Genomic DNA, 26817 nt, shown 5'->3' with positions numbered 1-26817 from the left:
CGCCCCCGGCGGGATGGCCTGATACATCCCGACATACGCCGACACTGCGTCGGTGCCCCCTGCATGGAATGGGCACACGGCGCTATCGCAGCCCCCGTTCCACGCCGGTAAACGCTTGGCACATACCGCTTTTGCGGGGCCTTGCCTACACTCGGCGGCCGTGTACCACTCAGGACGCTTCATGTTGGCTCGTATCGCTTCGACCCTGGCCCTTGGCCTCAGCCTGGCCGTGCTGGCCGGGTGCGCAGGCAAACAGGAGGCCGCCGCGCGTCGGCAGGGCGAAGCCGTGCCGGTCACCGCGCAGGTCGTGCAGGCGGTGCAGTGGAACGACACGCTGCAGGCGCTGGGCACAGCCAAGGCGCGCGAGTCGATCAGCGTGACCGCCAAGGTGAGCGAGATCGTCGAGCGCGTGCACTTTGAAAGTGGCCAGCAGGTCGCCGCCGGTGCGCCCCTCGTGACACTGCGCGGGCAGGCCCAGGAGGCCGCATTGGTGCAGGCGCAGGCGACCTTCCGCGAAGCCGACCAGCTGTACAAGCGCCAGCGCGAACTGGCGGCACAGCGGTTGGTATCCAGTGCCACCCTGGACACGCAGAAGTCGATCCGCGACGCCGCCGAAGCGCGGGTGGCACAGATGCAGTCGGACATCGGCGACCGTCGCGTGCGCGCGCCGTTCGCCGGCGTCCTCGGCATCCGCCAGATCAGCCCGGGCACGCTGCTGACGCCGACCACGGTGATCGCCACCCTCGACGACGTCGAGCGCATGCACGTCGATTTCCAGGTGCCGGAAGTGGAACTGGCGTCGCTGACCACCGGCGACAAGGTGCAGGCCACCAGCGTGGCCTGGCCGGGCCGCACCTTCGAGGGCGAGGTCAGCACCATCGATGCACGCATCGACCCGGCCACTCGTGCGGTGACCGTGCGTGCCGACTTCGCCAATGGCGACCATGCGCTGCGGCCGGGCATGCTGCTCGACGTGCGCCTGTTCCATCCTGATCGACCGGCCCTGGTGGTGCCGGAAATCGCGGTGGTGCAGGTCGGTCGCGACAGCTTCATGTACCGCATCAAGGCCGATGACACCGTCGAACGCGTGGACGTGGTCACCGGTGCACGCCGCGCCGGCGTGGTCGAGATCAAGCAGGGCCTGCAGGCAGGCCAGCGCATCGTGGTGGACGGCACCGGCAAGCTGCGGGCGGGCCTGAAGGTGGCAGCCTCCGACGCCGCGCCCGCCAGCGGCGCGCAGCCGGCGACGGTTGAAGCACCTGCAGCCGCCGAGGGTCACGGCGGATGAAGCTGTCCGACATCTCCATCCAGCGGCCGGTGTTTGCCGTGGTGATGAGCCTGTTGCTGCTGGTGCTGGGCGTGATGTCCTTCACCCGGTTGACGCTGCGCGAACTGCCGGCCATCGACCCACCGATCGTTTCGGTCTCGGTGGATTACACCGGCGCCTCGGCAGCGGTCATCGAGAGCCGCATCACCCAGGTGCTGGAAGACGCGCTGGCCGGCATCGAAGGCATCGATACGATCAACGCGCGCAGCACCAACGGCCGCTCGCAGGTCAGCATCGAATTCACCTCCAACCGTGATATCGAAGCGGCGGCCAACGACGTGCGCGACGCGGTCAGCCGCGTGGCCGACCGCATGCCCGAGGAGGCACGGCCACCGGAGATCGCCAAGGTCGAGAGCGATGCCGACCCGATCATCTGGTTCAACATGGTCTCCTCGACCATGGATACGCTGGAACTGAGCGACTACGCCGACCGCTACGTGGTCGACCGCTTCTCCAGCCTCGATGGCGTGGCCCAGGTCCGCATCGGTGGCCGCCAGCGCTATGCCATGCGCATCTGGCTGGACCGCGACCAGCTGGCCGCACGTGGGCTGACCACCGGCGATGTGGAAACCGCGTTGCGCAACGAGAACGTGGAACTGCCGGCCGGCCGCATCGAATCCACCGACCGCGATTTCACCCTGCGCGTGGAGCGCAACTACATCAAGCCGGAAGACTTCGCGACCATCCCGCTGGGCAAGGGCAGTGATGGCTATGTGGTGCGCATGGGCGATGTGGCGAAGATCGAGCTGGCCTCGGCCGAGCGTCGCGCCTACTACCGCAGCAACGGCGAACCCGGCATCGGCCTGGGCATCGTCAAGACCTCCACTGCCAATTCGCTGGATGTGGCGCGCACCGCGCGCGCCGAGGCCGAACGTGTCGCGCTGACCCTGCCCAAGGGCACGCAGATCTTCGTTGCCTTCGACAACACCACCTTCATCGAGGCTGCCGTCGACCGCGTGTACGCCACCCTGGTGGAGGCGATGATCCTGGTGCTGGCGGTGATCTGGCTGTTCCTCGGCAGCTTCCGCGCGGCGTTGATTCCTGCGGTCACCGTGCCGGTATGCCTGGTGGCGGCATTCATCGCGCTGTACGCGTTCGATTTCTCGATCAACCTGCTGACCCTGCTCGCGCTGGTGCTGTGCATCGGCCTGGTGGTGGATGACGCGATCGTGGTGGTGGAAAACGTGCAGCGCCGCATCGACCTGGGCGAACCGCCGCTGGTGGCGTCCAAGCGGGGTACCGCGCAGGTGGCGTTCGCGGTGATCGCCACCACCGCCGTGCTGGTGGCGGTATTCCTGCCGGTCGGCTTCCTGGAAGGCAATACCGGGCGCCTGTTCCGTGAACTGGCGGTAGCCCTGGCCGCCGCTGTCGCGCTGTCGGCGTTCGTCGCGCTGACGCTGACGCCGATGATGGCCTCCAAGCTGCTCAAGCCGCATACCGGGCAGGCACCGCGCGGGCTGCACGGCTTCATCAACCGCAATCTGGAACGCCTGGCCGGCGCCTACGGCCGCGTGCTCGATCATCATGTCGATCGCACGTGGATCTACCTTCTGGTGATGGCCGCTGCGTTGGCGGCCAGCTGGCTGCTGATCAAAGTGCTGCCTTCGGAACTGGCCCCGGCCGAAGACCGTGGTTCGTTCCAGATCATGATCGACGGCCCGGAAGGCGCCGGCTACGACTACACCGTGCAGCAGGTGCAGCAGGTCGAAGCGCTGCTGGCACCGCACGTGGGCGCGGACAAGCCGATCGTGCGCGCCAACCCGCGCGTACCGGGCGGCTTCGGCGCCAGCGAGGAAATGCACACTGGCCGCGTCAGCGTGTTCCTGCAGCCGTGGCGTCAGCGCAGCGAAGGCACGCCGGAAGTCGCCAACGAACTGCAGAAGGAACTGGACACCATCCGTGGCGTGCGCGTACGTACCCAGGTCGGTGGCGGCCTGGTGCGCAGTGGCGGGCAGCCGTTCCAGATCGTGCTGGGTGGCCCGGAATACGCCGAGATCGCGCAGTGGCGCGACCGCATCCTGCTGCGCATGGCCGACAACCCCGGCCTGGTCGGCCCGGACTCGGACTACAAGGAAACCCGTCCGCAGATGCGGGTGAACATCGACCGCCAGCGTGCGGCCGACCTCGGCGTGCCGGTCACCGCGATCGGTTCGGCGCTGGAAACGATGATGGGCTCGCGCCGCGTCACCACCTTCGTCGACAATGGCGAGGAGTACGACGTGCTGGTGCAGGCCGGCCGTGATGGCCGCGCCAGCCCCGCCGATCTGGCCGCTATCCGCGTGCGTGCGACCTCCGGCGAGCTGGTGCCGTTGTCCAACCTGGTCACGCTGAGCGAAGTGGCCGAGGCCGGAACCCTGAACCGCTTCAACCGCCTGCGCTCGATCACCATCAGTGCCGGCCTGGCACCGGGTTATCCGCTGGGCGAGGCCATCGCCTGGGCCCAGCAGGTGACCGGCGAAGAGCTGCCGCAGTACGCGCAGGTGAACTGGAAGGGCGAATCGCGCGAGTACCAGAGTGCGGGCGGCGCGGTGCTGCTGACCTTCGCCATGGCCCTGCTGGTGGTGTACTTGGTGCTGGCCGCGCAGTTCGAGAGCTTCATCCACCCGCTGACGATCATGCTGACCGTGCCGCTGGGCGTGCTCGGCGCGCTGGTTGGCCTGTGGCTGAGTGGCGGCACGGTGAACCTGTTCAGCCAGATCGGCATCGTCATGCTGGTCGGCCTGGCGGCCAAGAACGGCATCCTGATCGTCGAATTCGCCAACCAGCTGCGCGACGATGGCCGCAGCGTGCGCGAAGCGATCATCGAATCGGCGATGGTGCGCCTGCGTCCGATCCTGATGACCTCGATCGCCACCGTGGTTGGCGCCATCCCGCTGGTGGTGGCCGGTGGCCCGGGCTCGGCCAGCCGTGGCACCATCGGCATCGTGATCATCTTCGGCGTCACCCTGTCCACCTTCCTGTCGCTGTTCGTGGTGCCGGCGTTCTACGCGCGGCTGGCCCCGTACACCCGCTCGCCGGAGGCGGTGAAACGCGAGCTGGAGAAGCAGGAGGCCGACTCGCCGTCGGTGGGTGGTCATGCCTGAGCCGGCGCGGATCCTGCACGGCGCAGGCTTCCTGCTGCGCCCCTGGCGCAGTGATGACCTGCAGTCGCTGCTGCATCACGCCAACGACGCGGACGTCTCGCGTGGGCTGCGTGACCGCTTCCCGTATCCGTATACCCGCGAGGATGGCGAAGCCTTCCTGGGCGGGCGCGTACTGGCCCCAGGCACGCTGAACCTGGCCATCGAGATAGAGGGCCAGGCCTGTGGCAGCGTTGGCGCCCAGCAGGGCGTGGCCGAGCGCGGGCATACCGCGGAACTGGGCTACTGGCTCGGCCAGGCTCATTGGGGACAAGGTCTGATGACCGCTGTGGTCGGCCTGTTCGCGCCCTGGGTGATGGATGAGCTTGGCCTGTTCAGGCTGCAGGCCACGGTGGTCGACTTCAACCTGGGCTCGGCCCGGGTACTGGAAAAGAACGGTTTCCAGGAAGAAGGCGTGGAGCGCTGCGCCGTCTACAAGCGCGGCGTCCTGCATGACCTGCGCCGCTTCGCCCGGGTACGCAGGCAGCTTCCGTAACAGGCCGCCGGGCACGGCCCGGCGCTACCGTGGGGGCACGGTCATTGCCGGTCGCCGGGCATGGCCCGGCGCTACCCGTGGTGCGGCCGGCATACCCGGTAGCGCCGGGCCATGCCCGGCGGATCCCTTCCGGCGCTATCGCAGCGACCTTCGATCAGGGAGAATCGACCGGTCCCTTCCAGCCGACGGGACGTCCTCACAACCCGCCGACTGGAGAGAGCGCGCGTGGAAGCTACCGTACATTTCATCAACAGCATCATCTGGAGCAAGGCGCTGATCTTCATGTGCCTGGCCGCCGGCCTGTTCTTCAGCCTGCGCACCCGCTTCATGCAGATCCGTGGTTTCGTCGAGATGTGCCGCCTCACCGTGTCCGGTGAGAAGTCCGACGCCGGCGTGTCCTCGTTCCAGGCCCTGGCCATGTCGATGGCCGGCCGCATGGGCATCGGCAACATCGCCGGCGTGGCCACCGCCATCGCCTTCGGCGGCCCCGGCGCGATCTTCTGGATGTGGGTGATGGGCTTCCTCGGCGCCTCCACCTCGTATGTGGAATGCACCCTGGCGCAGATCTACAAGACCAAGGATGCCGAAGGCCGCTACCGCGGTGGCCCGGCCTATTACATCGAAAAAGCGATGGGCCTGAAGTGGTATGCCATGGCCTTCGCCATCGCCACGATCATCGCCGCCGGCTTCCTGATGCCCGGCGTGCAGGCCAACGCGATCGCCGACAGCGTCATCAACGCCTGCCGTGGTACCGCGCTGTGCGGTCCGCTCGATGGCCAGGCCTTCGGCATGGAATCGGCGCAGGCGCTGAAGCTGGGCATCGGCATCGTCGTCGCCCTGCTGCTGGGCGTGGTGATCTTCGGTGGCGTCAAGCGCATCGCCAACTTCGCCGAAGTGGTGGTGCCGTTCATGGCCGCCGGCTTCATCCTGACGGCCATCGTCATCATGATCATCAACTACGATCGCGTGCCGGAGATGTTCGGCATCATCTTCAAGAGCGCCTTTGGTACCCACGCCGCGTTCGGCGCGATGATGGGCCTGGCGGTGGAGTGGGGTATCAAGCGCGGCATCTACGCCAACGAGGCCGGCCAGGGCTCGGGTCCGCACGCTGCGGCGGCCTCGGAGGTCTCGCACCCCGCCAAGCAGGGTTACGTGCAGGCGTTTGCCATCTACTTCGACACCATGATGGTGTGCACCGCCACCGCCTTCCTGATCCTGGCCAGCGGCACCTACAACGTGTATTCGCCGGTTGCCGGCGCGGCGCCGATCTTCCAGGGCCTGGCTGGCATTCCCGAAGGTGCGGGCTACGCGCAGGCGGGTGTGGAAGCGGTGCTGCCGGGCTGGGGCTCGGCCTTCGTGTCGGTGGCGATCTTCTTCTTCGCCTTCACCACGATCATGGCCTATTACTACATGGCCGAAACCAACCTGACCTACGTCAACCACAACAAGCGCCGGCCGCTCACCGTGCTGCTGCTGCGCCTGGGCATCATCGGCATGGTGGTGTTCGGTGCCTTCCACAACGCCACCCTGGCCTGGGCGCTGGGTGATATCGGCGTGGGCCTGATGGCCTGGCTGAACATCATCGCCATCCTCATCGTGCAGAAGCCGGCCATGCTGGCCCTGCGTGATTACGAACGACAGAAGAAGCTCGGTCTCGACCCGATCTTCGACCCCGATGCCCTGGGCATCAAGAACGCCGATTTCTGGCGTCAACGCAAGCTGGAGTTGTCCCGTAGTGAATGATCCCTGGAAGAATGCCCGCCGCCCGTCGTCGCGACCGCCGCGGGCCACCCCGCTGCCACCGCGTGAGGGCGGCACCCCGCCACCGCCGGGGCGTGGCAACGACGAACTGCGCCTGTATGGCTGGAACGCGGTGCAGGCGCTGTTCGCCAAGCGTCCGCAGGCGCTGCGCAAGCTGTACCTGGTGGAATCGCTGATTCCGCGCATGCAGCCGGTGCTGAAGTGGTGCGTGGCCAACCGCGTGGGCTATCGCGTGGTGGAGGAGGGCGATCTCAACAAGCTGGCTGCCACCACCCACCATGAAGGCCTGGTGGCCGACGTGCTGCGCGCGCCGGTGTTGCCGCTGGCGCAATGGCTGGCCGGCCTGGGCGAAGGCCCGGCGCTGGCACTGTGGCTGGATGGCGTCGGTAATCCGCACAACTTCGGTGCGATCCTGCGCTCTGCCGCGCATTTCGGCGCCAAGGCGCTGCTGCTGCCGGCCAGCAGTACGCTGGCGCTGTCCGGCGCGGCCGCACGCGTGGCCGAGGGCGGCGCAGAGTCGGTGCCGCTGGTGCAGCTGCCGGAGGATGCAGAAGCGATGGCGCAGCTGCGCGCGGCCGGTTTCGGCCTTGCCGCGACCTTGGTCGAGGGTGGCGATGACGTGTTCCGCGCGTCGTTGCCGGCCCGCCTGGTCTACGTGATGGGCGCGGAAAGCGACGGCATGGATCGCGGCCTGGCCAGCCAGTGTGACCAGCAGCTGTCGATTCCCGGCAGTGGCGCGGTTGAAAGCCTGAATGTCGCTTCCGCCACGGCCGTGTTGCTGGCGCAGTGGGCCAGCCAGCGCGGCTGAGCCGTGCAGGGGTGCGAACCTTGGTTCGCACCCGGCTTGCCGCCGCGCTCGCCGGGCATGGCCCGGCGCTACCAATGCGGGATCTACCCTGGTGGATGCGGACCTGGGTCCGCACCGTTCCTGCCGCGCCGTTGCTGCGTCACTCGTTCGGCGGCGTGGTCGCCTTGGCTTCACTGCCGAAACTGCCATCGGCTTCGGCGGCCAGGTACGCAAACACAGTGTAGGCCGCCACGTTCTGGGCCAGCGCCTTCGGGTCGATCTTGTCGAGGGTGTCGTCGGCGGTGTGGTGCAGGTGGAAGTAATCCGAGCCATCCTGCGCCAGCCACGCCCATGCGCCACCCTTTGCGGCCAGCGGACCGACATCCGGCCCTGGGCCACCCTTGTCGGCGGCGTACTCGATGCCCAGCGGCTTCATCACTTCGGCAATCTGCTTCGTCGCTTCGCGCGAGCCTTCCGGGTTCGGCGAACCGGTGTTGAAGGCGTAGATGCGGCCAGCACCGAAATCGCTCTCGGCGGCCAGCTGGTGCAGGGCTACGTCCTTGGCGTGCGCCTCGGCGTAGGCCTTGCCGCCATACAGGCCCTGCTCTTCGTTGGCGAAGGCGACCACGCGGATGGTGCGCTTCGGCGCCTGCTTCAGCTGGCCGATCAGATGACCGGCGGCCATGGTGATGCCCACGCCTGCGCCGTCATCGACCGCGCCGGTGCCCAGGTCCCACGAGTCCAGGTGTCCACCGATCACCACCACTTCCTTCGGCAGCGTGCGGCCGGTGATCTCACCGATCACGTTGTACGAGGTCGCGGTGCCATCCCAACCGCAGTCCAGTGCGACCTTCACCGTGGTTGCGCCACGGGCAAGCAGGCGCGCCAGCTGGTCGGCGTCGGGCACCGACAGCGCCGCCGACGGCACCGGGGTCAGGCCGTCATCGAAGCGGGTGATGCCGGTGTGCGGCACGCGGTGCGAATCGGTACCGGCCGAGCGCATCAGGAAACCGATCGCGCCCTTGCGGATGGCCTCGGACGGGCCCTTGCTGCGGATCGCGCCGCCACGGCCATAGTCGCGGCCATCGCGGAACGGCAGCATCTGGTAATCGACGAAGACGATCTTGCCCTTCAGCGAACCCGCCGGTGCGGCCTGCAGCGCGGCCAGATCGGCAAACCGCACCACCTCGGCTTCGACCGTACCACCCGGGCTGCCACCCAGCGCGGTGATCTGCAGCGGTTGCGGGTTCCTGCCGGTCACGGCGGCGTGCTCGCTGCGGCGCTCCCATTTCGGGAAGGTCACCGGTTCCTTCCACACCTTGTCAAAACCCAGTGCCTTGAACTTGGCTTCGGCCCAGGCCACGGCACGGGCGTCGGCCTCGCTGCCGGCGATGCGAGGGCCGATCTCGGTGGTCAACGATTCGACCACCTTCCAGCCGGTGTCATCGGCCAGCGCCTGGTCGCGCAGCTGCGCGGCGGTGGCCAGCGAAGCCGGCGGCAGGGTGGTGGCATGCGGCGCCGCGAAGGCCGGCGCGGCCAGCAGGGCGAGGGAGGATGCGATGGCAAGGACGCGGCGACGCATGGACAGCTCCGGGAAGGGTGTAAGCCTTGGAGCTTAACAGTCGTTCAGCGCCGCGCATGGGCGGGAGGTCATGGCCGGCGCGGATGCTGTTTTCCGCCAGATGCAGCAAAGCGAAAGCCCCGCCGGGGCAGGGCTTTCGCAGGGCGGCGTTCACCGTTTCCGCCGGGCATGGCCCGGCGCTACCCACCTTATTTCTTCAGGCTGTCGCGGATCTCGCGCAGCAGCACCACTTCCTCGGCCGGCGCTGCCGGAGCGGCTTCCTTCTTGCGCGACAGGCGGTTGATCACCTTGATCACCAGGAAGATGGCGAAGGCCACGATCACGAACTGGATCAGCGTGTTGATGAAATCACCGTAGCCGATCACCACGGCCGGGATTTCCTTGCCATCAGGCCCGATGCTGGCCGGCGACAGCGTCCACGCCAGGTGCGAGAAATCCACCCGGCCAATGAGGTAGCCCAGCGGCGGCATGATGATCTTCTCCACCAGCGCGGTGACGATCTTGCCGAAGGCAGCGCCAATCACCACGCCGACGGCGAGGTCGATGACGTTGCCGCGCATCGCGAATTCCTTGAACTCGGTGAGCATTCCCATTGTTGTTTTTCTCCTGAGGGCGAGAGGGGACAGCGCGAAGGGTAGCGCAGGTGATGTCAGCCGGCGATCACGCCGTGGCGTTCGGCCACGTTCTCAAGGCGTGCACTGAAACGGTCGCCGGGCTTCAGTGCGGCCACGCCGGACGGCGTGCCCATGAACACCAGGTCGCCGGCGCGCAGCTGCCACAGCTTGGACAGCTCGTGCAGGATCTCCGGCACGTTCCAGATCATCTGGTCGAGCAGGGACTGCTGGCGGACTTCGCCATTGATCTCCAGCGACAGATTGAGCGCGGCCAGATCGCCGACTTCACCGGCGTGCACGATCTCGCTGATCGGTGCAGAGGCATCGAAACCCTTGGCCGAATCCCACGGGTGGCCCTTCTCCTTGGCGGCCGCCTGCAGGTCGCGGCGGGTCAGGTCCAGGCCCACGGCATAGCCATAAACCAGGGCCTCGGCGTCGGCCACGGCCAGCACGCCGGTGGGCGCGTCACGGCCGATCGCCACCACCAGTTCCACCTCGTGATGCAGGTTGCTGGTGGCAGGCGGGTAGGGGATCACATCGTCGTGGCCGACCACGATGGCGTCGGCCGGCTTGGTGAAGAACATCGGGCGGCCGCGATCATCTGCGGCGGGCACGGCAGCACCCATCTCACGCGCGTGGTCGGCGAAGTTGCGGCCGACGCAGTAGATGCGGTGCACGGGAAAGCTGCCGCCGCCAACCACCGGTACACGCGGCGTGGCTGCAGCAGGGATCACATCGGAGACATCGGACATGCGGGCATCCAGGAAGGGAGTGCCCGCAGTCTAGAACGCAGCAAGGCCCGCCGTCAGCGGGCAGCGTCGATCAGCGCGAGGACGGCAGCGCCGACTTGCGCACCACGTGGTACTCGCCCTCGACCACGTTCGGGTCGACCGGGCGGCTCGGGCCGGGCTTGCGCGAAGCCAGCAGCTTCCACGCCAGGCCCACCAGGATCATGGCTGCACCGACGAATACGCCGATGAACACCATCGCGGCCAGGATCGCCAGGCCGAGCAGGCCCACGGCAACGCGCACCAGCGGATGGCGCGGCTTGCGCGGGGCAAACAGGGTGCGGAACTGGTTGAAGGCGAAATCGCGATTGAACATGGTGGCTCGATAGGCTGGAAATCAGCGAGCCATGAGTATCGGCAGCTGCCACTGTCATTGAGTGAAAAACTCGTTAAATATAGCCTTGGCTTATTACGGATCAATGACTTGTGTTCATGTCGCAGCTAGTCACATGACCAGGCATGCGACAATGCGCGATTCCGTAGGAGCCTTCGCCATGACTGCCGCTGTTGCCCTGATCACCCTGGATGCCATTGCCGATGGTGCGTTTGCCGAGGTTGAAGCGGTGGTTGATGGCGATGCCGAGTCGCTGCTGCTGTACCGCGACGGTGAACAGGTGCGCGCGTTCCTGAACATCTGCCCGCACGCGGGCCGGCGCCTGGATTGGGCGCCCGGCCAGTTCCTGAAGAGCCGAGAAGGCCACCTGGTCTGCGCCGCCCACGGCGCCTCGTTCGCGCTGGACAGTGGCGACTGCATCGCCGGCCCCTGCAAGGGCGACCGCCTGCGCGCAGTGCCGGTGGATGTGCGGGATGGGCAGGTCTACCTGGCCTGAGGCATCGGTGTGCGGACCAACGGTCCGCACCCACCGAGTTCAGAACCCACCGAGTTCAGAACCCACCGAGTTCAGAACCCACCAAGTTCAGAACCCACCAAGTTCAGAACCCACCGAGTTCAGCCCCCCCCACATCAGCGAAACATCCAGGAATCCATCCACGCATGGCGTGGATCTACCGTGTCGACCAAGGTCGACACCCACCTCGTCATCCCAAGGAATGCAGGCCGTTGCCGTTGCCTCTGCGGGTGCAGGGCGCAGCCCTGCCAACAAACCCAACCCTCAGAACATCAGGTTGATCATCACCACCACCACGCAGGTGTAGATCAGTGACAGCGGGCCGCCGACCCGCCACATCTCGCGCGGGGTGTAGTTGGCCGGGCCGGTGATCATCGAAATCACCGGGTTCGACGCCGTCATCAGGTTGTTCGACGCCGACAGCGCCACGATCAGCGCGAACGCCGTGGGATTGCCGCCGGCCGCCAGCGCCAGGTTCACCGCGATCGGCACCATCACGATGGTCGCGCCCACATGGCTGATCACCAGCGAGAACACCGTGGTCAGCAGCGCCAGCGCCAATTCCAGCACCCAGATCGGAATGCCGGTGGGCAGCTTGTCGATGGTGTGGCCGGCCACCCATGCCGCTGCGCCACTGGAATCCATCGCCCAGCCGAGCGGAATCAGCCCGGCCATCATGAACACCGTCTTCCAGTTGATCGAGGCATAGGCCTCGTCCATGCGCAGCACGCCGGTCAACAGCATCCCGGCCACGCCGGTCATCAGGGTCAGCGCCACCGGCAGTTTGCTGGTCAGCGCGATCAGGATGGTCAGGGCGAAGATCGCCATGGCGATCTTGAACTTGTGCGGGCGCTGCTCGCCGGTGGGGTAATCGGTGACCACCACGAAGTCGCGGCTCTTGGCGGCCTGCGCCAGGTCGGTCCAGATGCTGTGGAAGACCAGCATGTCGCCGGCGCGCAGCTGCACATCGCGCACATCCTCGCGGATCACCTGCTTGTCGCGGTTGATCGCCAGCAGGCTGATGCCGCGTTCCTTGCGCAGGCGCAGCTCGCCTGCGGTCTTGCCGATGACGCCGGAGGTCGGCGGCACCACCGCCTCGGAAATGCCGGCGCGGCTGGGATTGAACAGGTCGCCCAGGTGCTTCAGGCGCGAGGACATGCGCAGGAACTGGTTCTGCGCGAAATCGTGGATCTGCTGGCGCGGGCCCATCGCACCGAGCACGCTGCCCACCCAGATGCGCATTTCCGCCGGCGGTGCCAGGCGGGTGTCATTGCCGGTCTTCAGTGCCAGCAGCAGTGGCGCGTCATGCAGGTTCTCGGCTTCGCCCAGGGTCATGCCGACCAGCGGGCTCTCGGCGGTGACCACCAGCTCGAACACGTCGCCTTCGATGCCGTAGGTCTTGGCGAAGTAGCTCTCGGTGCGGGCCGGCGTGGTGCCGTCGTTGACCAGGCTTTCCTCTTCCACCAGCTTGCGGTCGCCGTAGTAGCGGAAATACAGCAGCGAGGCGATCAGCAGGGCGATGCCGATCGGCAGCGGCGCGAACATGCGCAGCGGCTCGATGGTGGCCAGGCCGGAGGGCAGGTTGTTGTTGGCCGAGGCCAGCAGATCGTTCAGCAGGATCAGCGGCGAGTTGCCGACCATGGTCAGCGCGCCACCCATCACGATCGCCGCCGAGATCGGCAGCAGCAGGCGCTGCATGGTCAGCCCGGTGCGCGCGGCCAGGCGCGAGGCGACCGGCAGGTACAACGCCATCACCGACGGGTTCTGCATGAAGGACGAGTTCAGGCCGGCGATGGCCGTGGTCATCATCAGCAGCCGCTGCTCCACGCCATGGCCGCGCCGCAGCAGCCAGGCTGCGAGGCGGTTCAACGCACCGGTGCGGTCCAGGCCCGCGCCGAGGATGGTGGTGGCGATGATGCTCATCACCGCGTTGCCGGAGAAGCCGCCGAAGATCTCCTCCGGCGCGATCAGGCCGGTCACGCCCAGCACCACCAGCACCACCAGCGCGACCACGTCGGCGCGGATGCGCTCGAACAGGAACATCGCCATTGTGAAGCCGACCAGCCCGAGCACGAGCTTCATGTCAGTGGTCAGCGTCAGCGCGGTATCCATGTGGGGCGCGGCGTCCTCAGGCGTTCATCAGGTGCGGTCGTACAACAGGTCCCAGACGCCATGGCCGAGCTTCTGGCCGCGGGTCTCGAAGTGGGTCTGCGGGCGCCAGTCCGGGCGCGGCACGCTGCCACGCGGGCCGGCGCGGTTGACCAGGCCGGGGGTGGCATCGAGCACGTCCCACATCTGCTCGGCGTAATCCTCCCAGTCGGTGGCACAGTGCAGGCGGCCACCGGGGCGCAGCTTGCGCACCAGCAGCTCGGCAAAACCAGGCTGGATCAGGCGACGCTTGTTGTGGCGCTTCTTGTGCCACGGGTCGGGGAAGTAGATGCGCACTTCGTCCAGCGCGCCATCGGCGATTTCCTTTTCCAGCACTTCCACCGCGTCGTGGTGGTACAGGCGCACGTGGTCGGCGTTGTCGTCGGCCAGCGCGTTCAGCAGGCGGCCTACACCAGGTGCGTGCACTTCCAGGCCGATGTAGTCGCGGCTGGGGTCCTGCTGTGCGGCGAAGCGCAGCGCGGCGCCGTTGCCGAAGCCGATTTCCAGCACCTTGTGCGCATCGCGGCCGAAGGTGGCATCCAGATCACGCGGTTCACCGCTGAAATCCAGGCCGAAACGCGGCCAGCGCTCGTCGAACGCGCGCTGCTGGGCCGGGGTGAAACGGCCCTGGCGCAGCACGAAACTGCGCACTTCACGGCGGCCTTCGTTGACCGTGAACGGCTTGGGCGGCGCCTTCGAACCGGCGCTGTCGAATGGATTGGTCATCAGCCGATCAACCCATCGATCGGGGAGGACGCACTGGCATAGCGCTTGCGCGGAATGCGGCCGGCCAGGAACGCCTCGCGGCCGGCTTCCACGGCCTTGCGCATGGCGCTGGCCATCAGCACCGGGTTGCGCGCACCGGCGATGGCGGTGTTCATCAGCACGCCGTCGCAGCCCAGCTCCATCGCGATCGCCGCATCCGACGCGGTGCCCACGCCGGCGTCGACGATGATCGGCACCTTGGCGTCTTCGATGATCTGCAGCAGGTTGTACTTGTTCTGGATGCCCAGACCCGAGCCGATCGGCGCGGCCAGCGGCATCACCGCAGCGCAGCCGATCTCTTCCAGGCGCTTGGCCAGGATCGGGTCATCGGAGGTATAGACCATCACCTCGAAACCGTCCTTGACCAGCTGCTCGGCGGCCTTGAGGGTCTGCACCACGTCCGGGTACAGCGACTTCTGGTCGCCCAGTACTTCCAGCTTGGTCAGGTTGTGGCCGTCCAGCAGTTCGCGGGCCAGGCGGCAGGTGCGCACGGCATCCTCGGCGGTGTAGCAGCCGGCGGTGTTGGGCAGGATGGTGTAACGGCCCGGCGGCAGCACGTCGAGCAGGTTCGGTTCGCCCGGGTTCTGGCCGATGTTGGTGCGGCGGATGGCCACGGTGACGATCCGGGCGCCTGCGGCCTCGGTGGCCAGGCGGGTTTCTTCCAGATCCTTGAACTTGCCGGTGCCGGTGAGCAGCCGCGAGCTGTAGGCCTTGCCGGCGATCACCAGCGAATCGGGGGAGACATGAGCGTTCATGACGCGATTATCGCTTATCCGCCCGAAGATGGGGTCGTCACTTCGACGCCGCCGGGCATGGCCCGGCGCTACCGGAACGGATGCGCAGGGTAGCGCCGGGCCACGCCCGGCGAGCGCGGAGCGCGGGATGCCTCAGCCGCCACCCAGGGCATGCACGATCTCCACCACATCGCCCTCGGCCAGCACATGCTCGGCATGAAGGCTGCGGCTGACGATCTCGCCGTTCACCTCCACCGCCACCCGGCGCTGCAACAGCTGCTCGGCCGCGAGCAGGTCCAGGAGGGTCGCCGAAGCGGGCAGGGTGCGGGGTTGGCCATTGAGCTGGATGTTCATGGGGCCATTGTCGCTGATCGCCGGTTCGCATCGGAACCGTTGCAAGTTATGCGCTACGCCCGCACCGGCAAAGCCCTTCAAGCCTGGCTCGGGCGACAATCCATGCGGCGGCGCAGCGTGAGCAATTGGCGGCGCAGTGAAACCATTCACCGTGCGCCGGCGTACGTGCGTCGGATCCTCAAACGATATCCCCACAGGAGTTTTTACATGCTGCTCAGCAAACGCCCGATCCGCTCCCTCATGGCGGCCGCGATCGCGCTGGCCGCGCTGCCGGCCATGGCAGGCGAATCCCCGTTCACCCGTACCGTGTTCTTCGGTGACAGCCTCACCGACAGCGGCTACTACCGTCCCTTGCTGCCGGCGGAGGCGCGTCCGGTCGCCGGCCAGTTCACCACCAACCCCGGTTGGGAGTGGGCGCAGTTCGTCGCCGATTACTACGGCACCAATGCGTCCCCCAACGGCAACGGCCAGACCGGTGACAACTACGCTGTCGGCGGTGCCCGCGTGGGTACCGACCTGACCCAGCCGGCCTTCGGCAACGTGCCGGTGCCGTCGCTGAAGACGCAGATGGCCAGGTATCTTGCTGCCAACGGTGGCAAGGCCGACCCGAATGCGCTGTACACCGTGTGGGGGGGCGCCAACGACCTGTTCTCGATCACCGCTCCGGCCCAGGCCCCGGCCGTGATTGGCGCAGCGGTGACCGACCAGATCGGCATCGTGGCCAGCCTCAAGCAGGCCGGCGCGCAGTATGTGCTGGTGCCGAACCTGCCCGACGTCGGTATCACCCCCGGGTTCATCGACCGCGGTGCGGCGGGTCAAGCGCAGGGTACGGCCCTGTCCACCGCGTACAACACTGCGCTGTACGGTGGCCTGAAGCAGGCCGGCATCGACTTCATCCCGCTTGATACCTACACCCTGCTGCATGAAATCATTGCCAATCCGGGCATGTATGGTTTCAGCAACGTCACCGGCCGCGCCTGCCTGGTGGCTTCGTCACTGACCTGCAGCCCGCTGGCCTACGCGCGCCCGGACGCGGCCAGCAGCTACCTGTTCGCCGATGACGTGCACCCGACCTCGGCCGCACACCAGATGCTGGGTCAGTACGCCCTCTCGATCCTGGAAGGCCCGCGCCTGCAGCAGGTGCTGAGCCACTCGGCACAGACCATCGGCCGTTCGCGCGCCGACCAGGTCAGCCTGCACCAGGCCGGCCGCCCGGCCGACGGCATGTCCTGGTGGGGCGGCGTGCGCGGTGACATGCAGCGCTACGACCACGCCGATCTGTACGACGGCCTGGCCCCGGCCGGCCTGTTCGGTGTCGACTGGGCACGTGACGGCATGGTCTTCGGCGGCTTCGCCGGCTTTGGCCGCCTGAATGCCGACTTCGGCAACAGCCGTGGCGATTTCACCCAGAAGGACACCACGGCTGGTCTGTTCGCCGGCTGGTACGGCGAGCGCATCTGGGTCAATGGCCAGGTCAGCTACACCTGGCTGTCCTATGACGTGAACCGCAAGGTCCAGCTCGGCCCGGCCACCCGCGAACACGGTGGCTCGCCGGACGGCAGCAACCTGACCGCCGCCCTGAACGCCGGTTACGAGTTCGGCACCGAAGGCGGCTTCCGCCACGGCCCGATCGCCTCGGTGATCTGGCAGCAGGTCAAGCTCGACGGTTACACCGAAAGCGCCGATGCCGGCACCCTGGCCACCGCGCTGGGTTACGGCAAGCAGGATGTCGATTCCACCGTCGGCCGTATCGGTTGGCAGGCCCGCTTCGACGGCGGCACCGTCAAGCCGTACGTGCAGGTGACCTACGACCACGAGTTCGAAGACACCAAGCAGGCCAGCGCCTGGGTGCAGAGCCTGCCGGACGTCGGCATGTACCGCGTGCCGGGCATGGACTTCGACAAGAACTATGCAACCGCCATCCTGGGCGCGCGCATGGAGCTGTTCGGCCTGCAGAGCAACATCGGCCTGAGCGCCACCACCCTGCAGAAGCGTGCGCAGGACGCGACGCTGTTTGCCAGCTTCAGCGGCAGCTTCTGAGGCACACGACGGCAGGCCTGCGGGCCTGCCGTCACCGTCACGGGCAGGCTGCAAGGGCTTGCCCGTTGCGTTTGAACACGTGCCCCGCATAGACTTGTCGGGCAACGCGGGCGTAGCTCAATGGTAGAGCTGTAGCTTCCCAAGCTACTGACGAGGGTTCGATTCCCTTCGCCCGCTCCATGTCTTCCAGCGTTTTGCGCCAGATCGAGGCGCTCCGCAATAACCGAAGCGCTTCGCAATTCACTGCGCCGAAGTGGTTTTGGACTCTCTTTTCTTTCGCGCGTGGATCCCGGTCGTGGTGACTGATGGATGCTCGGCTGGGCCTGCGCCTCGTGAATGTCCGCCGCCTCGCGGGTCTTATCGAATCCTCAGCGCGATGCGCGCCCGTCAAGGGAAGACTCGCTTCATTCGCGATCGGCTGCGAGTTGTGAGTCTTCGCTGCTCGTTCGGCAGGTTCGTGCTTCCAGCAACGAGGCGCGTCTTCGGTCAGGTGCAGCAAATCAATGTGGGGAAATGAGTGGCCCGCGTCAAGTACAGGTGATCTTGCTTCGCACCAAGGGACTTCTGACGCCGTCAGAGTCTTCAAGATAACGATCAACTTCAATTACAGCGCCTGCAACCGGGCGCACAGTCGTGCAGTTGGCAACTGAATTCAGTGTGTCTGGCGTACTGCTGGGAGATATGTACTGCGTGGAGTTCTGGCTGCAGTGGTAATCCGGAGGGCAGGTCACAACTTTGCTGCGAAGGTACAGCGGATAGGTCGGTGATCCCATGAACTGGAAGGTATAAGGAATATCGGTGAGATGTGGCCCGGTGACCGGAGGCAGATTCGTGATAGTTAGTGGTCGACAATCGGTCTCCCCATTCCTGAACGTTCGATAGCCCTTCTCCACGCCCTTCATAGCTGCCGCACGGAACTCTGAGTCCTGAAGTGCTTTGGCGTCTTCGGCGTTGGAGTGGAAGGCTACTTCAATCAGTGCTGTAGGCATCTCCGCATCGCGGACTTCTGCCTTGTTATTGCCATTGACGAGGTTCGGCCTGATGACGAAGTCCGCGTAGTTCTCCAGCGCATTTATCTGCTCTTTCATGTAGCAGAGAATGTTGTTGGAGAGCTGTACAGATGATGGATCATCCAATTTTGTCATCACCAGCACTCCACGTGCGGTTGCAGTGGCCGCGTTGGTGTGCAGAGAGATGAACGTCTCTGCATTGATGTGATTGGCGTATCTGGCGCGGGCTGCGATGTCGTCGTCCTGCTCACGAAGATCGCGACGGTTGGGCTGGCCGTCGGGGAAGCGGTTCCAGATTGTGGGACCCTCGTCGGGCAGCAGTGACTTGATGTGGTAGCGAGCAGCCAAGTCTTTCCAGGAGAGATTGCTTTCCTCCTCGATGAACGGATTTCCGATGGCCCGTGTATGCCGGACTTCGGTGACGAAATCTCTGCTGCGGGAGGTGAGCCATGTGTTGAGCATCGAAGCAAAGCGCGGTGTGATGTCGTCCTCATGCACGTCGGTGGTGCCTGCATAGGGTTCAGGTCGCTCGTACTCCCAAGTATTACTCCCATAGTGGAAGTACTTGCCGTGGCCTGGATTGATGACAACCAGACCCGGCACGGGGGCTGACGCAGCGCGAGTGCTGCGCTGGTCCTTGTGTTTCAGCAGACGCTCCGGGGGAAGGATTTCATTGATCGTTTTACCCCCGATTCGTGCAATAACGTACTTGAATCCGACAGTTCCGGAGAGGTACTCGTAAAGCTCCGCCTCGATCTCGCCGATCTTTTCGCCGAAACTCTCACTCAGCTCCTTCGCCCCTTTAGGCAAATAGCCTGAATCCAGATCAATCCAGACTATGCCTGTAGACGGCTCAGGAGTGATCCGGACAAGTACACGCCCTTCTTGGCCCGGTAGCCGCGTCTGCTGATCCACAAAACGCTGCAGTTCAGGCTCCAGTTGTCGGAAAATCGACATGCTTTCCGCCACAGAGGGAAGTCGCTGTTGCTGCTGAGGCTGTGTCTGTCGTGTGCTTGCATTGGCGGCGAGTGCTACAGAAAGTGCCAGCCCTGCGACGATACAAGCCAATCTCCCACGTTGCGTAACAGGCATCATGCATCTCCTTTGCTGATGGATCCCCTGCGTCCGAGGTTATCAACAATGATCGCGTCGTTTGAAGTCAGGTAACTCCCCGTCTATTGCAGGTAATTCCAGTCGGCGAAGGTGAACGGTGGCCTTTTCAGGCGTGCAAGATGCTGGGTAGGGGAATGGCCAAGTGCTGTCGCGGCATTGCCCTACGGCGTCGAGCTGGCCGGGGCGCCCTCGTGACCTCGCACAATCAAAAGTCGCTTGGGCGAGCGATTCAGGTGGGCCCGCTTCGTTCGCATCGGCTAGATCCTGTCGGGCCCGGTTCAGGCCGAGCGCGGGGCGTTCGTTTCCAACAATCCGCATTTCCCGTGCAGGCAGTGCGCGGTAGCGTCCAGACTTCTTTCAAGTGGAAACATGCGCATGGAAAGCAGGGACGACGTTGTCATACGGCTGCACAGGATCTTCCTTTCGGCCGGCATCGGATCGGCCAAACAGGTCGAAGCGGTTCGAGCACTCGGGCGTGCCGGTGGCCCGGAGGCGGCGCGGTTGATCGGGCAGATCTATCAGGACGCCTTCAGCGGGTCGACCGTCCAGATGGCGTGCATCGCCGCTCTGGGCGAGGCCGCACGCGGCTATCCAGCGGCGGAATGAAGGGGAGGCCCGGCGCACGGTGGTGCCGCCAGGCAGCATCATCCAGACGCAACGCCACCACGCTATGCTTCGCGCCTGCCGACCGATCCCACTGCGATGAAGCTCGCCATCCTGTCCCGCAACACCCGGCTGTACTCCACCCGTCGGCTGGTCGAGGCCGCGCGCGCGCGCGGCCATACCGTGCGCATCCTGGATCCGCTGCGCTGCTACATGCGCATCGCCGCAGACGGCTTTTCCATGCACTACAAGGGCCGGCCGATGACCGGCGTGGATGCGGTCATCCCGCGCATCGGTGCTTCGGTCACCCGCTATGGCACCGCCGTGCTGCGCCAGTTCGAACTGATGGGCGCACGCACGCCCAATCCGTCCGACGCGATCCTGCGCTCGCGCGACAAGCTGCGGGCGCACCAGCTGCTGGCGGCCAAGGGCATCGACATGCCGGTCACCGTCTTTGGTGACAACCCGGATGACACCGTCGACCTGTTGTCCATGCTCGGCCCGCCGCCGCATGTGGTGAAGCTCAATGAAGGCACCCAGGGCCGTGGCGTGATCCTCACCGAGAAGGCCAGCGCCTCGCGCGGCATCGTTGAAGCCCTGCGTGGCCTGTATGCCAACTTCCTGATGCAGGAGTTCATCGGCGAGGCCAAGGGCGCCGACCTGCGTTGCTTCGTGGTCGGCGACCAGGTGGTGGCGTCGATGCAGCGCCAGGCACCGGAGGGGGATTTCCGCTCGAACCTGCATGCCGGCGGCACGGCGGTGGCGTCCAAGGCCAGCCGGGCCGAGCAGCAGGTGGCGGTGCGTTCGGCCAAGGCGTTGGGGCTGGGCGTCTGCGGGGTGGACCTGATCCGCTCCGAGCGCGGCCCGCTGGTGCTGGAGGTGAACTCCACCCCGGGCCTGGAAGGGATCGAGGCCGCCTGCGGGGTGGATGTGGCCGCACGCATCATCGAACATGTCGAGAAGATCAAAAAAACCTGATATTTCAGTGGCTTGAAATTAAATTCAGGCGAGGTTGGCGGGTTTAACACTGCTTTAATCGCCCCGGGCGTAGCCTTCAACGAACCGCAGCTCTGCCTCTCAGCAGGATCGGTATCGGGATACAACTTCAGGCCCAGGCGGGTGCACCGCCTGGGTCTTTTTTATGCCCGGTGTCCCCCTGCCAAGGGGCCCTTGTGGGCACGTGGGGACACTCGTAGAGTTGGGCCTTCGTTCCGAAGGATCGGGAGGTTGGCGATGTACCGCACCACGATGATCGTGCTGTTGCTGTGCCTGCCTGGCGTTGCACTGGCCAAGCCGGAAAAGGCGGCTGTGCAGATGGACCGCCAGACCCCGGTGGCCGAGCAGGTCCGCCAGGTCGAAAAAGCCCTGCAGCAGGGCGACTACAACGAAATCTCCGCCGAGGACCGCAGTCAGGTCCAGCAGGCACTGGCGCGGATCACCCAGCGGATGGGCGACCGGCAGACCGTCCAGGAGTTGCCACCGCAGGTGCAGAACGACGTCTTCAACGATCAGGAGCGGGTCAACAGCATCCTGACGCGCGCCCACGACGACAGCCGCCAGATCTGCTCGTACCAGCGCACCACGGGCAGCAACATGCCCAAGAGCCGTTGCATGACCGTGGCCGAACGGCGCCGCATCGAAGAGAAGGGCAAGGCCCTGCTCAACGACCAGCGCACCTACAGCAACTTGAACCCCGACTCCAAGCTTTAAGTCGGCCTGCACCCTGCCGCCCAGCACTTGCTGGCAGAGCGGGCATCCGCATACAGTCGGCGTTCACCTCAGACAGGGATTCGTTTGTCATGAAGCATCCAGTGATATCAGCGGTTCTGGTTTCGGCATTGGCCCTGGTCGCTGCCTCGGCAGGGGCCAAGAGTGCCGAAGAGGTATTCCTGCCGGGCAAGCCGCTGCTGCAGCAGGTAGAGCGCATCGAGATCGAACTCAACGATGGCGAAACCTATTCCGAGCTGCGTCAGGAAGAGCGCGGCAAGGTCCGCGAGACGCTGGTTCGCATCCGCGCCGCCGCCGAGCAGTACCCGACCAAGGACGCGATGCCTGAATCGGTACGAACCGAGGTCTTCAACGATCAGCAGGTCGTGAACACCGTTTTGACACGGGCGCGTGAGGATAGTCGTCTAATATGCCGACGTGAGAAGGCCATCGGTTCCAACATGTCGTCCACGCAGTGCTTGACCGTTGCCGAGCGTGCTCGGCAGAAGGACAAGGCGCAGCGCGACATGGGCCAGGCCCAGCGCGTCGGTAAATTCGTCAATTAGAGGTGACAGTGAGAATCCTGGTAATCGAAGACAACAGCGACATTGCGGCCAATCTGGGCGACTACCTGGAGGACCGGGGCCACACCGTGGACTTCGCTGCCGACGGAGTGACCGGGTTGCATCTGGCTGTCGTGCACGAGTTCGACGCGATTGTCCTGGACCTCAACCTGCCCGGCATGGACGGCATCGAAGTCTGCCGCAAGCTTCGCAATGAAGCGCGCAAGCAGACTCCGGTGCTGATGCTGACCGCGCGCGATTCGCTGGACAACAAGCTGGCCGGCTTCGATTCCGGTGCTGACGACTACCTGATCAAGCCGTTCGCACTGCAGGAAGTGGAAGTGCGTCTGAACGCCCTGTCGCGTCGCGGCAAGGGCGTGCAGACCCGCGTGCTGGAAACCGGTGACCTGGAATACAACCTGGACACGCTGGAAGTGCGCCGCCAGGGCAAGTTGCTGCAGCTCAACCCGACCGCATTGAAGATCCTGCAGGCGCTGATGGAAGCGGCCCCGGCCGTGGTCACGCGGCAGGAGCTGGAAACCCGTGTCTGGGGCGAAGAACTGCCGGACTCCGATTCGCTGCGCGTGCACATCCACGGCCTGCGCGCTGTGGTGGACAAGCCCTTTGAAGTGCCGATGATCCAGACCCGCCATGGCATCGGATACCGCATCGCTACGCCGGAAGCCTGATTCTGTGGCAGGCAAGGGGGAGCGCCGGCGCACGCCTTATCGGCGGCGCCTGCGCAGCCGCATCATCGTCTCGTTCGTGTTGTTGGGCTTCTGCCTGACGACACTGTTCGCGTTCGCCACCAACTGGGCCCGCATGCGGGTGGAAAACCAGCTGGTGGAAGACGTGATGAACCGCAACATCAGCGAGTACGTGCGGCGTTATTACGAAAGCCCGGACCGCAACCCCGACCTGCCGGTGCAGCAGATGCGCGCGCGCCTGATCAAGCCGGACAAGTTCGAAGCCCTGCGCGAGGAGGAGCCGGACTGGTACGAGTTCAAGGACGGCCTGTACAACATGGGCGGTGTGGACGAGCGCGGCGAGCGCTATTCCTACAAGCTGGCCGTGCGCAAAACTCCCGATGCCTGGGCGTTCCTGGCCTACGACATGACCGACAGCGTTCGCGGTGGGCAGCAGCTCAACCGCGCGCTGTTCCTGTCGGTGCTGGTGTTCAGCCTGCTGTCGCTGGTACTGGGCTGGTGGTCGGCCTCCAAGGTGATGAAGCCGGTCTCGGATCTGGCCGCGCGCCTGCGTGCGTACCGTGGCGGTACCAGTGAGCCCGAGCCGTTGGCGCCGCGCTTCCCGGATGACGAAGTGGGCCAGTTGGCACAGGCGCTGGATGACTATTCCTCGCGGCTGACCGAAGTGGTGCAGCGCGACCGTGAGTTCAATGCCGATGTCAGCCACGAGCTGCGCACGCCGTTGGCGGTGATCCGTGGCGCCACCGAGCTTCTGCTGACCCGCCCGGGCCTGGACGAGAAGGTATTGCAGCGCCTGCAGCGCATCCAGCGTGCCGAGCAGCAGTGCAGCGATCTGATCGGCGCGCTGCTGCTGCTGTCGCGCAACGAACGCGGGCAGGGCAGCAGCAATGTAGCCCGGGTGGCCGAACAGCTGCTGGACGCGCACCGCGCCCAGTTGGGTGGCAAGCCGCTGGAGCTGCACCTGGATGGCGAACGTGATCTGGTCATCGATGCCCCCGAAGCGGCGCTGTCGGTGGCGCTGGGCAACCTGATCGGCAATGCGGTGAAGTATTCGCAGGATGGCGAGGTGCGCGTGCATGTGGGCGCCAACGCCGTGTCGGTGACCGACAGCGGGCCGGGCCTGAGCGAGGAAGATGCCGCCAAGCTGTTCCAGCGCGGCTATCGCGGTACTCATGCCGGTCACTCGCAGGGCGGTGGCATTGGCCTGTCGATCGTCAGCCGCCTGTGCGATCTGTACGGCTGGCAGGTGAGCGTGCGCCCGGGCGGCGCCCGTGGCGTGATCGCTACGCTGACGTTCTCGCCGAAGCCGCTGTAACCCATTCTGGCTGCTGCTTTGGTGGGTGCCGACCTTGGTCGGCACGAATCCTCCGTCGCCAAAATCTCCTGATCGGCGCGATATGACGCATGCAGCGCCAATGCAGCTTCCGCGAAGGTGCGGTGTTTCTGGTCCAGTACGACACCTGCGTGATGTACTCCGCGCCCCGTGCGTGTCACACCGCACGGTTCCGCAGACGGTTGGCCAGCATGGCGTTTTCGCCTCATGACCGCAGTGCATGCAGCTGGCGAGATGGCACGGTCGGGGTCATCGCCCCGGCCGGGATTGGCGTCCTGAAATCGACCCAACAATCAACAAACCTCTGATGCGCCGAAGGCCGTCATGGAAAATGCATCGCGATGCCCTTGCTTCGGCGGGCGGTGCGTGGGGACTTTGAAGAGTCCGCCGGAGTGTTTTGTTGATTGTTGTGATCCGGTACGCCAACCCGCACCGTCCGCCACCCCGCATCCGCGGGTGGCCTTGCCGTCTGCGAGGAGCATTGCCATGTCTGCACGCACCACCTATCCGAACCTGCGCCGCCTGGTTGGCGAATCCGCCGATCAGTTGCCGGGCGACATCGCCGAACGCATCGAAGATGTACTGGCCGAACCCAGCGACCTGCTGCCCGCGCTGATGGCGCGCATGGATGGGCGCGATAACGCCGATGGCCAGACCCGGAAGGGCACCGGTCTCACGCCCTCGCAGGCCGTAACCCTGGCCAGCCTCAGCCGTACCCTGGCCGGTCTCAATGCGCTGATCCAGATGCTGCACGCCGCCGAAGCGGCACGCGTCCAGGGCAGCACAGGCCAGCAATTGCCGCCGGATGTAGTGGAAGGTCTGTTGCTGGCCGCCCGCGAACTGGCCCGCTACGCCCGCCAGCAGCTGGAGTAGATCCACGCATGCGTGGATGCCCGTTCGCGCGGTGCCGATGGACCTGCAGGGTTATCCGGCCGCCAACGCCAGATACCGCGCATGCAACCGCTCGACCTGCGCCTGCAGGTCATCCGGATGGCCATCATTGACGACCACATCATCAGCCAGCGCGAGGCGCTGCGCGCGGTTGGCCTGGGCGGCGATCATCTGGTCGGCCAGCGCGGCGTCGATGCCGTCGCGCTGCATCAGCCGGGCGTGCTGCACGGCTTCCGGGGCATCCACCAGCAGCACCCGGTCCAGCCACGGATAGGCCTGGCGACCGCCCACTTCGGTCAGCAGCGGGATCGCCGCCAGCGCATAGGGGCTGGCGGCCTGTTCGCACTGCTGCTGCATCAGACGGCGGATGGCCGGGTGAGTGATCGCTTCCAGCGCCGTCCGCTCGGCCGGGTCGGCAAAGATGTGGGCACGCAGGCGCGCCCGGTCCAGGGCGCCGTCGGCGAGCAGCATGTCTGCACCGAAGCGCTCGGCAATCAGGGCGAGGGCAGGGCTGCCCACCGCCACCACCGCACGTGCGGCCAGGTCGGCGTCGGCCACGACAATCCCCAGCGCCTCGAAGCGCCGGGTCACCTCACTCTTGCCCGAGGCGATGCCGCCGGTCAGGCCCACCACATACTGGCTCATGGGGACTCCCCTCAGCGCAGCCCGCTCATCACCAGATACTGGTTCAACAGCGGCTCGCCCCACATGAAGAACAGCCAGCCGGCCAGTGCCAGGTAGGGGCCGAACGGGATCGGTGTCGCCCGGTCACGGCCACGGCTGTACAGCCAGATCGAGCCGATGAGGGCGCCCAGCACCGACGACATCAGGATGATCGGCAGGATGCCCTTCATCCCGCACCAGGCGCCCAGTGCGGCCAGCAGCTTGAAGTCGCCGTGGCCCATGCCTTCCTTTCCGGTCAGCTGCTTGAACAGCCACCACACCGACCACAGCGACAGGTAGCCCAGCAGCGCGCCGAGCAGGGCCGGTTTGGCGGGCATGTACAGGTTGTCGATGCTGCCGATCAACCCCAGCCACATCAGCGGCAGGGTCAATTGGTCCGGGAGCAGCTGCGTGCGCAGGTCGATGCCGGACAGGGCGATCAGGAAGCAGGTCAGCACGATGGCGCCAAAGCCCTGCCAGCCGAAGCCAAACTGCCACACGCAGGCCAGCACCATCACCGCGGTCAGCGCTTCCACCAGCGGGTACTGGATGGAGATGGGCGCCTTGCAGTGGCGGCACTTGCCGCCCTGGATGATCCAGCTGAACAGCGGGATGTTCTCGTACCAGGCCAGCTTGTGCTTGCAATGCGGGCAGTGCGAAGGCTCGACCACGATGCCCGGCGGGGGCGGCTCGTAGAAGTCCGGCTCCTCCAGCACCTCGCGCGCATCGCGCTTCCACTGCCATTCCAGCCGCTTGGGCAGGCGCAGGATGACGACGTTCAGGAAGCTGCCCAGAAGCAGTCCCAGGCCGGCCGCGGCGGGATAGCCGAGGCCGGGATGCTGGTCAAGAAAAGCCATGTATGTG

25 protein-coding genes and 1 tRNA gene are annotated in these 26817 nt (G+C 65.8%); 15 read left to right on the top strand and 11 right to left on the bottom strand.

Going from position 1 to position 26817, the window contains the following annotated elements:
- The first annotated feature begins 181 nt into the window (after positions 1-181).
- From ACUXVE_RS10740 to ACUXVE_RS10720, 5 genes are all read left to right on the top strand, one after another.
- Positions 182-1288: an efflux RND transporter periplasmic adaptor subunit gene (locus tag ACUXVE_RS10740; protein ID WP_025874264.1), complete on the top strand. Its 1107-nt coding sequence runs from the start codon at positions 182-184 to the stop codon at positions 1286-1288.
- Positions 1285-4410, top strand: coding sequence for an efflux RND transporter permease subunit (locus ACUXVE_RS10735; protein WP_025874265.1), 3126 nt, complete (start codon positions 1285-1287; stop codon positions 4408-4410). The genes ACUXVE_RS10740 and ACUXVE_RS10735 overlap by 4 nt, the downstream gene beginning before the upstream one ends.
- Entirely contained in the window at positions 4403-4942 is a 540-nt protein-coding gene (locus ACUXVE_RS10730) for a GNAT family N-acetyltransferase (protein WP_025874266.1), read from the top strand. Before ACUXVE_RS10735 ends, ACUXVE_RS10730 begins: the two co-directional genes overlap by 8 nt.
- Before the next feature lie 225 nt (positions 4943-5167).
- Positions 5168-6685 carry an alanine/glycine:cation symporter family protein gene (locus ACUXVE_RS10725; protein ID WP_093818774.1) on the top strand — a complete coding sequence of 506 codons (1518 nt, stop codon included), beginning with the start codon at positions 5168-5170 and terminating at the stop codon, positions 6683-6685.
- Positions 6678-7511, top strand: coding sequence for a TrmH family RNA methyltransferase (locus ACUXVE_RS10720; protein ID WP_093818773.1), 834 nt, complete (start codon positions 6678-6680; stop codon positions 7509-7511). Before ACUXVE_RS10725 ends, ACUXVE_RS10720 begins: the two co-directional genes overlap by 8 nt.
- Before the next feature lie 139 nt (positions 7512-7650).
- Here the strand turns inward: ACUXVE_RS10720 and ACUXVE_RS10715 are convergent, their stop codons facing one another.
- The 4 genes from ACUXVE_RS10715 to ACUXVE_RS10700 form a co-directional block, all read right to left on the bottom strand.
- Positions 7651-9072: a M28 family peptidase gene (locus tag ACUXVE_RS10715; RefSeq protein WP_445514375.1), complete on the bottom strand. Its 1422-nt coding sequence runs from the start codon at positions 9070-9072 to the stop codon at positions 7651-7653.
- Between the two features lie 188 nt (positions 9073-9260).
- Positions 9261-9665: a large-conductance mechanosensitive channel protein MscL gene (gene mscL, locus ACUXVE_RS10710; RefSeq protein ID WP_033831860.1), complete on the bottom strand. Its 405-nt coding sequence runs from the start codon at positions 9663-9665 to the stop codon at positions 9261-9263.
- A gap of 56 nt (positions 9666-9721) precedes the next feature.
- Entirely contained in the window at positions 9722-10438 is a 717-nt protein-coding gene (locus ACUXVE_RS10705) for a fumarylacetoacetate hydrolase family protein (RefSeq protein WP_025874273.1), read from the bottom strand.
- A gap of 70 nt (positions 10439-10508) precedes the next feature.
- A complete protein-coding gene (locus ACUXVE_RS10700; RefSeq protein WP_025874274.1) occupies positions 10509-10790 on the bottom strand; it encodes a hypothetical protein in 282 nt (93 codons plus the stop codon).
- A 178-nt stretch (positions 10791-10968) separates the two neighbouring features.
- Here ACUXVE_RS10700 and ACUXVE_RS10695 point away from each other — a divergent pair, with 178 nt between their 5' ends.
- Positions 10969-11304: a Rieske (2Fe-2S) protein gene (locus ACUXVE_RS10695; RefSeq protein ID WP_049469607.1), complete on the top strand. Its 336-nt coding sequence runs from the start codon at positions 10969-10971 to the stop codon at positions 11302-11304.
- Between the two features lie 282 nt (positions 11305-11586).
- On the opposite strand, the gene ACUXVE_RS10690 is transcribed toward ACUXVE_RS10695, so the two are convergent.
- From ACUXVE_RS10690 to thiS, 4 genes are all read right to left on the bottom strand, one after another.
- Complete coding sequence (locus tag ACUXVE_RS10690; RefSeq protein WP_025874276.1) at positions 11587-13434, bottom strand: SLC13 family permease; 1848 nt, start codon at positions 13432-13434, stop codon at positions 11587-11589.
- Positions 13435-13461: 27 nt separating this feature from the next.
- Entirely contained in the window at positions 13462-14196 is a 735-nt protein-coding gene (gene trmB, locus ACUXVE_RS10685) for a tRNA (guanosine(46)-N7)-methyltransferase TrmB (RefSeq protein WP_025874277.1), read from the bottom strand.
- Positions 14196-14990 (bottom strand): thiazole synthase, encoded by a 795-nt coding sequence (locus ACUXVE_RS10680; protein ID WP_445514374.1) that lies wholly within the window; start codon positions 14988-14990, stop codon positions 14196-14198. The genes trmB and ACUXVE_RS10680 overlap by 1 nt, the downstream gene beginning before the upstream one ends.
- A 132-nt stretch (positions 14991-15122) precedes the next feature.
- Positions 15123-15323 carry a sulfur carrier protein ThiS gene (thiS, locus tag ACUXVE_RS10675; protein ID WP_222388470.1) on the bottom strand — a complete coding sequence of 67 codons (201 nt, stop codon included), beginning with the start codon at positions 15321-15323 and terminating at the stop codon, positions 15123-15125.
- 207 nt (positions 15324-15530) lie between these two features.
- Between thiS and ACUXVE_RS10670 the strand changes: the two genes are divergently transcribed.
- Positions 15531-17363 carry an autotransporter outer membrane beta-barrel domain-containing protein gene (locus ACUXVE_RS10670; protein ID WP_222388471.1) on the top strand — a complete coding sequence of 611 codons (1833 nt, stop codon included), beginning with the start codon at positions 15531-15533 and terminating at the stop codon, positions 17361-17363.
- Between the two features lie 106 nt (positions 17364-17469).
- A tRNA-Gly gene (locus ACUXVE_RS10665) sits at positions 17470-17543 on the top strand.
- Between the two features lie 347 nt (positions 17544-17890).
- Here the strand turns inward: ACUXVE_RS10665 and ACUXVE_RS10660 are convergent.
- Positions 17891-19465 (bottom strand): N-acetylmuramoyl-L-alanine amidase family protein, encoded by a 1575-nt coding sequence (locus tag ACUXVE_RS10660; protein ID WP_222388472.1) that lies wholly within the window; start codon positions 19463-19465, stop codon positions 17891-17893.
- A 396-nt stretch (positions 19466-19861) separates the two neighbouring features.
- On the opposite strand from ACUXVE_RS10660, the gene ACUXVE_RS10655 reads away from it, so the two are divergent.
- The 7 genes from ACUXVE_RS10655 to ACUXVE_RS10625 all read left to right on the top strand — a co-directional run bounded on the left by ACUXVE_RS10655 (position 19862) and on the right by ACUXVE_RS10625 (position 25272).
- A complete protein-coding gene (locus ACUXVE_RS10655) occupies positions 19862-20092 on the top strand; it encodes a hypothetical protein (protein WP_445514373.1) in 231 nt (76 codons plus the stop codon).
- Between the two features lie 96 nt (positions 20093-20188).
- Positions 20189-21067: a 30S ribosomal protein S6--L-glutamate ligase gene (rimK, locus tag ACUXVE_RS10650; protein ID WP_093818761.1), complete on the top strand. Its 879-nt coding sequence runs from the start codon at positions 20189-20191 to the stop codon at positions 21065-21067.
- 255 nt (positions 21068-21322) lie between these two features.
- Positions 21323-21799, top strand: a complete 477-nt coding sequence (locus ACUXVE_RS10645) for a hypothetical protein (RefSeq protein WP_025874284.1) — start codon at positions 21323-21325, stop codon at positions 21797-21799.
- A gap of 89 nt (positions 21800-21888) precedes the next feature.
- A complete protein-coding gene (locus ACUXVE_RS10640) occupies positions 21889-22362 on the top strand; it encodes a hypothetical protein (protein WP_140225599.1) in 474 nt (157 codons plus the stop codon).
- Positions 22363-22370: 8 nt separating this feature from the next.
- A complete protein-coding gene (locus tag ACUXVE_RS10635; RefSeq protein ID WP_025874286.1) occupies positions 22371-23048 on the top strand; it encodes a response regulator transcription factor in 678 nt (225 codons plus the stop codon).
- Entirely contained in the window at positions 23011-24381 is a 1371-nt protein-coding gene (locus ACUXVE_RS10630; protein WP_222388474.1) for a sensor histidine kinase, read from the top strand. Before ACUXVE_RS10635 ends, ACUXVE_RS10630 begins: the two co-directional genes overlap by 38 nt.
- Positions 24382-24885: 504 nt before the next feature.
- Positions 24886-25272, top strand: a complete 387-nt coding sequence (locus ACUXVE_RS10625; protein WP_445514372.1) for a hypothetical protein — start codon at positions 24886-24888, stop codon at positions 25270-25272.
- A 51-nt stretch (positions 25273-25323) separates the two neighbouring features.
- Here the strand turns inward: ACUXVE_RS10625 and coaE are convergent, their stop codons facing one another.
- Together coaE and ACUXVE_RS10615 are read right to left on the bottom strand one after the other, a co-directional pair.
- A complete protein-coding gene (coaE, locus tag ACUXVE_RS10620) occupies positions 25324-25935 on the bottom strand; it encodes a dephospho-CoA kinase (protein WP_445514371.1) in 612 nt (203 codons plus the stop codon).
- A gap of 11 nt (positions 25936-25946) precedes the next feature.
- Positions 25947-26810: a prepilin peptidase gene (locus tag ACUXVE_RS10615; protein ID WP_049463888.1), complete on the bottom strand. Its 864-nt coding sequence runs from the start codon at positions 26808-26810 to the stop codon at positions 25947-25949.
- Positions 26811-26817 lie beyond the last annotated feature (7 nt).

This window comes from Stenotrophomonas sp. 3(2025) (assembly GCF_052665395.1).
This window is presented reverse-complemented; position numbering and strand designations above follow the sequence as displayed.

Excerpts from the sequence above, each read along its gene's own strand:
- ACUXVE_RS10615 (WP_049463888.1), bottom strand. The coding sequence starts at position 26,810 with ATGGCTTTTCTTGACCAGCATCCCGGCCTCGGCTATCCCGCCGCGGCC.
- ACUXVE_RS10670 (WP_222388471.1), top strand. The coding sequence starts at position 15,531 with ATGCTGCTCAGCAAACGCCCGATCCGCTCCCTCATGGCGGCCGCGATC.
- ACUXVE_RS10630 (WP_222388474.1), top strand. The coding sequence starts at position 23,011 with ATGGCATCGGATACCGCATCGCTACGCCGGAAGCCTGATTCTGTGGCA.
- ACUXVE_RS10715 (WP_445514375.1), bottom strand. The coding sequence starts at position 9,072 with ATGCGTCGCCGCGTCCTTGCCATCGCATCCTCCCTCGCCCTGCTGGCC.
- mscL (WP_033831860.1), bottom strand. The coding sequence starts at position 9,665 with ATGGGAATGCTCACCGAGTTCAAGGAATTCGCGATGCGCGGCAACGTC.
- coaE (WP_445514371.1), bottom strand. The coding sequence starts at position 25,935 with ATGAGCCAGTATGTGGTGGGCCTGACCGGCGGCATCGCCTCGGGCAAG.
- ACUXVE_RS10735 (WP_025874265.1), top strand. The coding sequence starts at position 1,285 with ATGAAGCTGTCCGACATCTCCATCCAGCGGCCGGTGTTTGCCGTGGTG.
- ACUXVE_RS10700 (WP_025874274.1), bottom strand. The coding sequence starts at position 10,790 with ATGTTCAATCGCGATTTCGCCTTCAACCAGTTCCGCACCCTGTTTGCC.
- ACUXVE_RS10730 (WP_025874266.1), top strand. The coding sequence starts at position 4,403 with ATGCCTGAGCCGGCGCGGATCCTGCACGGCGCAGGCTTCCTGCTGCGC.
- ACUXVE_RS10645 (WP_025874284.1), top strand. The coding sequence starts at position 21,323 with ATGTACCGCACCACGATGATCGTGCTGTTGCTGTGCCTGCCTGGCGTT.
- ACUXVE_RS10740 (WP_025874264.1), top strand. The coding sequence starts at position 182 with ATGTTGGCTCGTATCGCTTCGACCCTGGCCCTTGGCCTCAGCCTGGCC.
- trmB (WP_025874277.1), bottom strand. The coding sequence starts at position 14,196 with ATGACCAATCCATTCGACAGCGCCGGTTCGAAGGCGCCGCCCAAGCCG.
- ACUXVE_RS10695 (WP_049469607.1), top strand. The coding sequence starts at position 10,969 with ATGACTGCCGCTGTTGCCCTGATCACCCTGGATGCCATTGCCGATGGT.
- thiS (WP_222388470.1), bottom strand. The coding sequence starts at position 15,323 with ATGAACATCCAGCTCAATGGCCAACCCCGCACCCTGCCCGCTTCGGCG.
- ACUXVE_RS10690 (WP_025874276.1), bottom strand. The coding sequence starts at position 13,434 with ATGGATACCGCGCTGACGCTGACCACTGACATGAAGCTCGTGCTCGGG.
- rimK (WP_093818761.1), top strand. The coding sequence starts at position 20,189 with ATGAAGCTCGCCATCCTGTCCCGCAACACCCGGCTGTACTCCACCCGT.
- ACUXVE_RS10625 (WP_445514372.1), top strand. The coding sequence starts at position 24,886 with ATGTCTGCACGCACCACCTATCCGAACCTGCGCCGCCTGGTTGGCGAA.
- ACUXVE_RS10705 (WP_025874273.1), bottom strand. The coding sequence starts at position 10,438 with ATGTCCGATGTCTCCGATGTGATCCCTGCTGCAGCCACGCCGCGTGTA.
- ACUXVE_RS10660 (WP_222388472.1), bottom strand. The coding sequence starts at position 19,465 with ATGCCTGTTACGCAACGTGGGAGATTGGCTTGTATCGTCGCAGGGCTG.
- ACUXVE_RS10680 (WP_445514374.1), bottom strand. The coding sequence starts at position 14,990 with ATGAACGCTCATGTCTCCCCCGATTCGCTGGTGATCGCCGGCAAGGCC.
- ACUXVE_RS10655 (WP_445514373.1), top strand. The coding sequence starts at position 19,862 with ATGGAAAGCAGGGACGACGTTGTCATACGGCTGCACAGGATCTTCCTT.
- ACUXVE_RS10640 (WP_140225599.1), top strand. The coding sequence starts at position 21,889 with ATGAAGCATCCAGTGATATCAGCGGTTCTGGTTTCGGCATTGGCCCTG.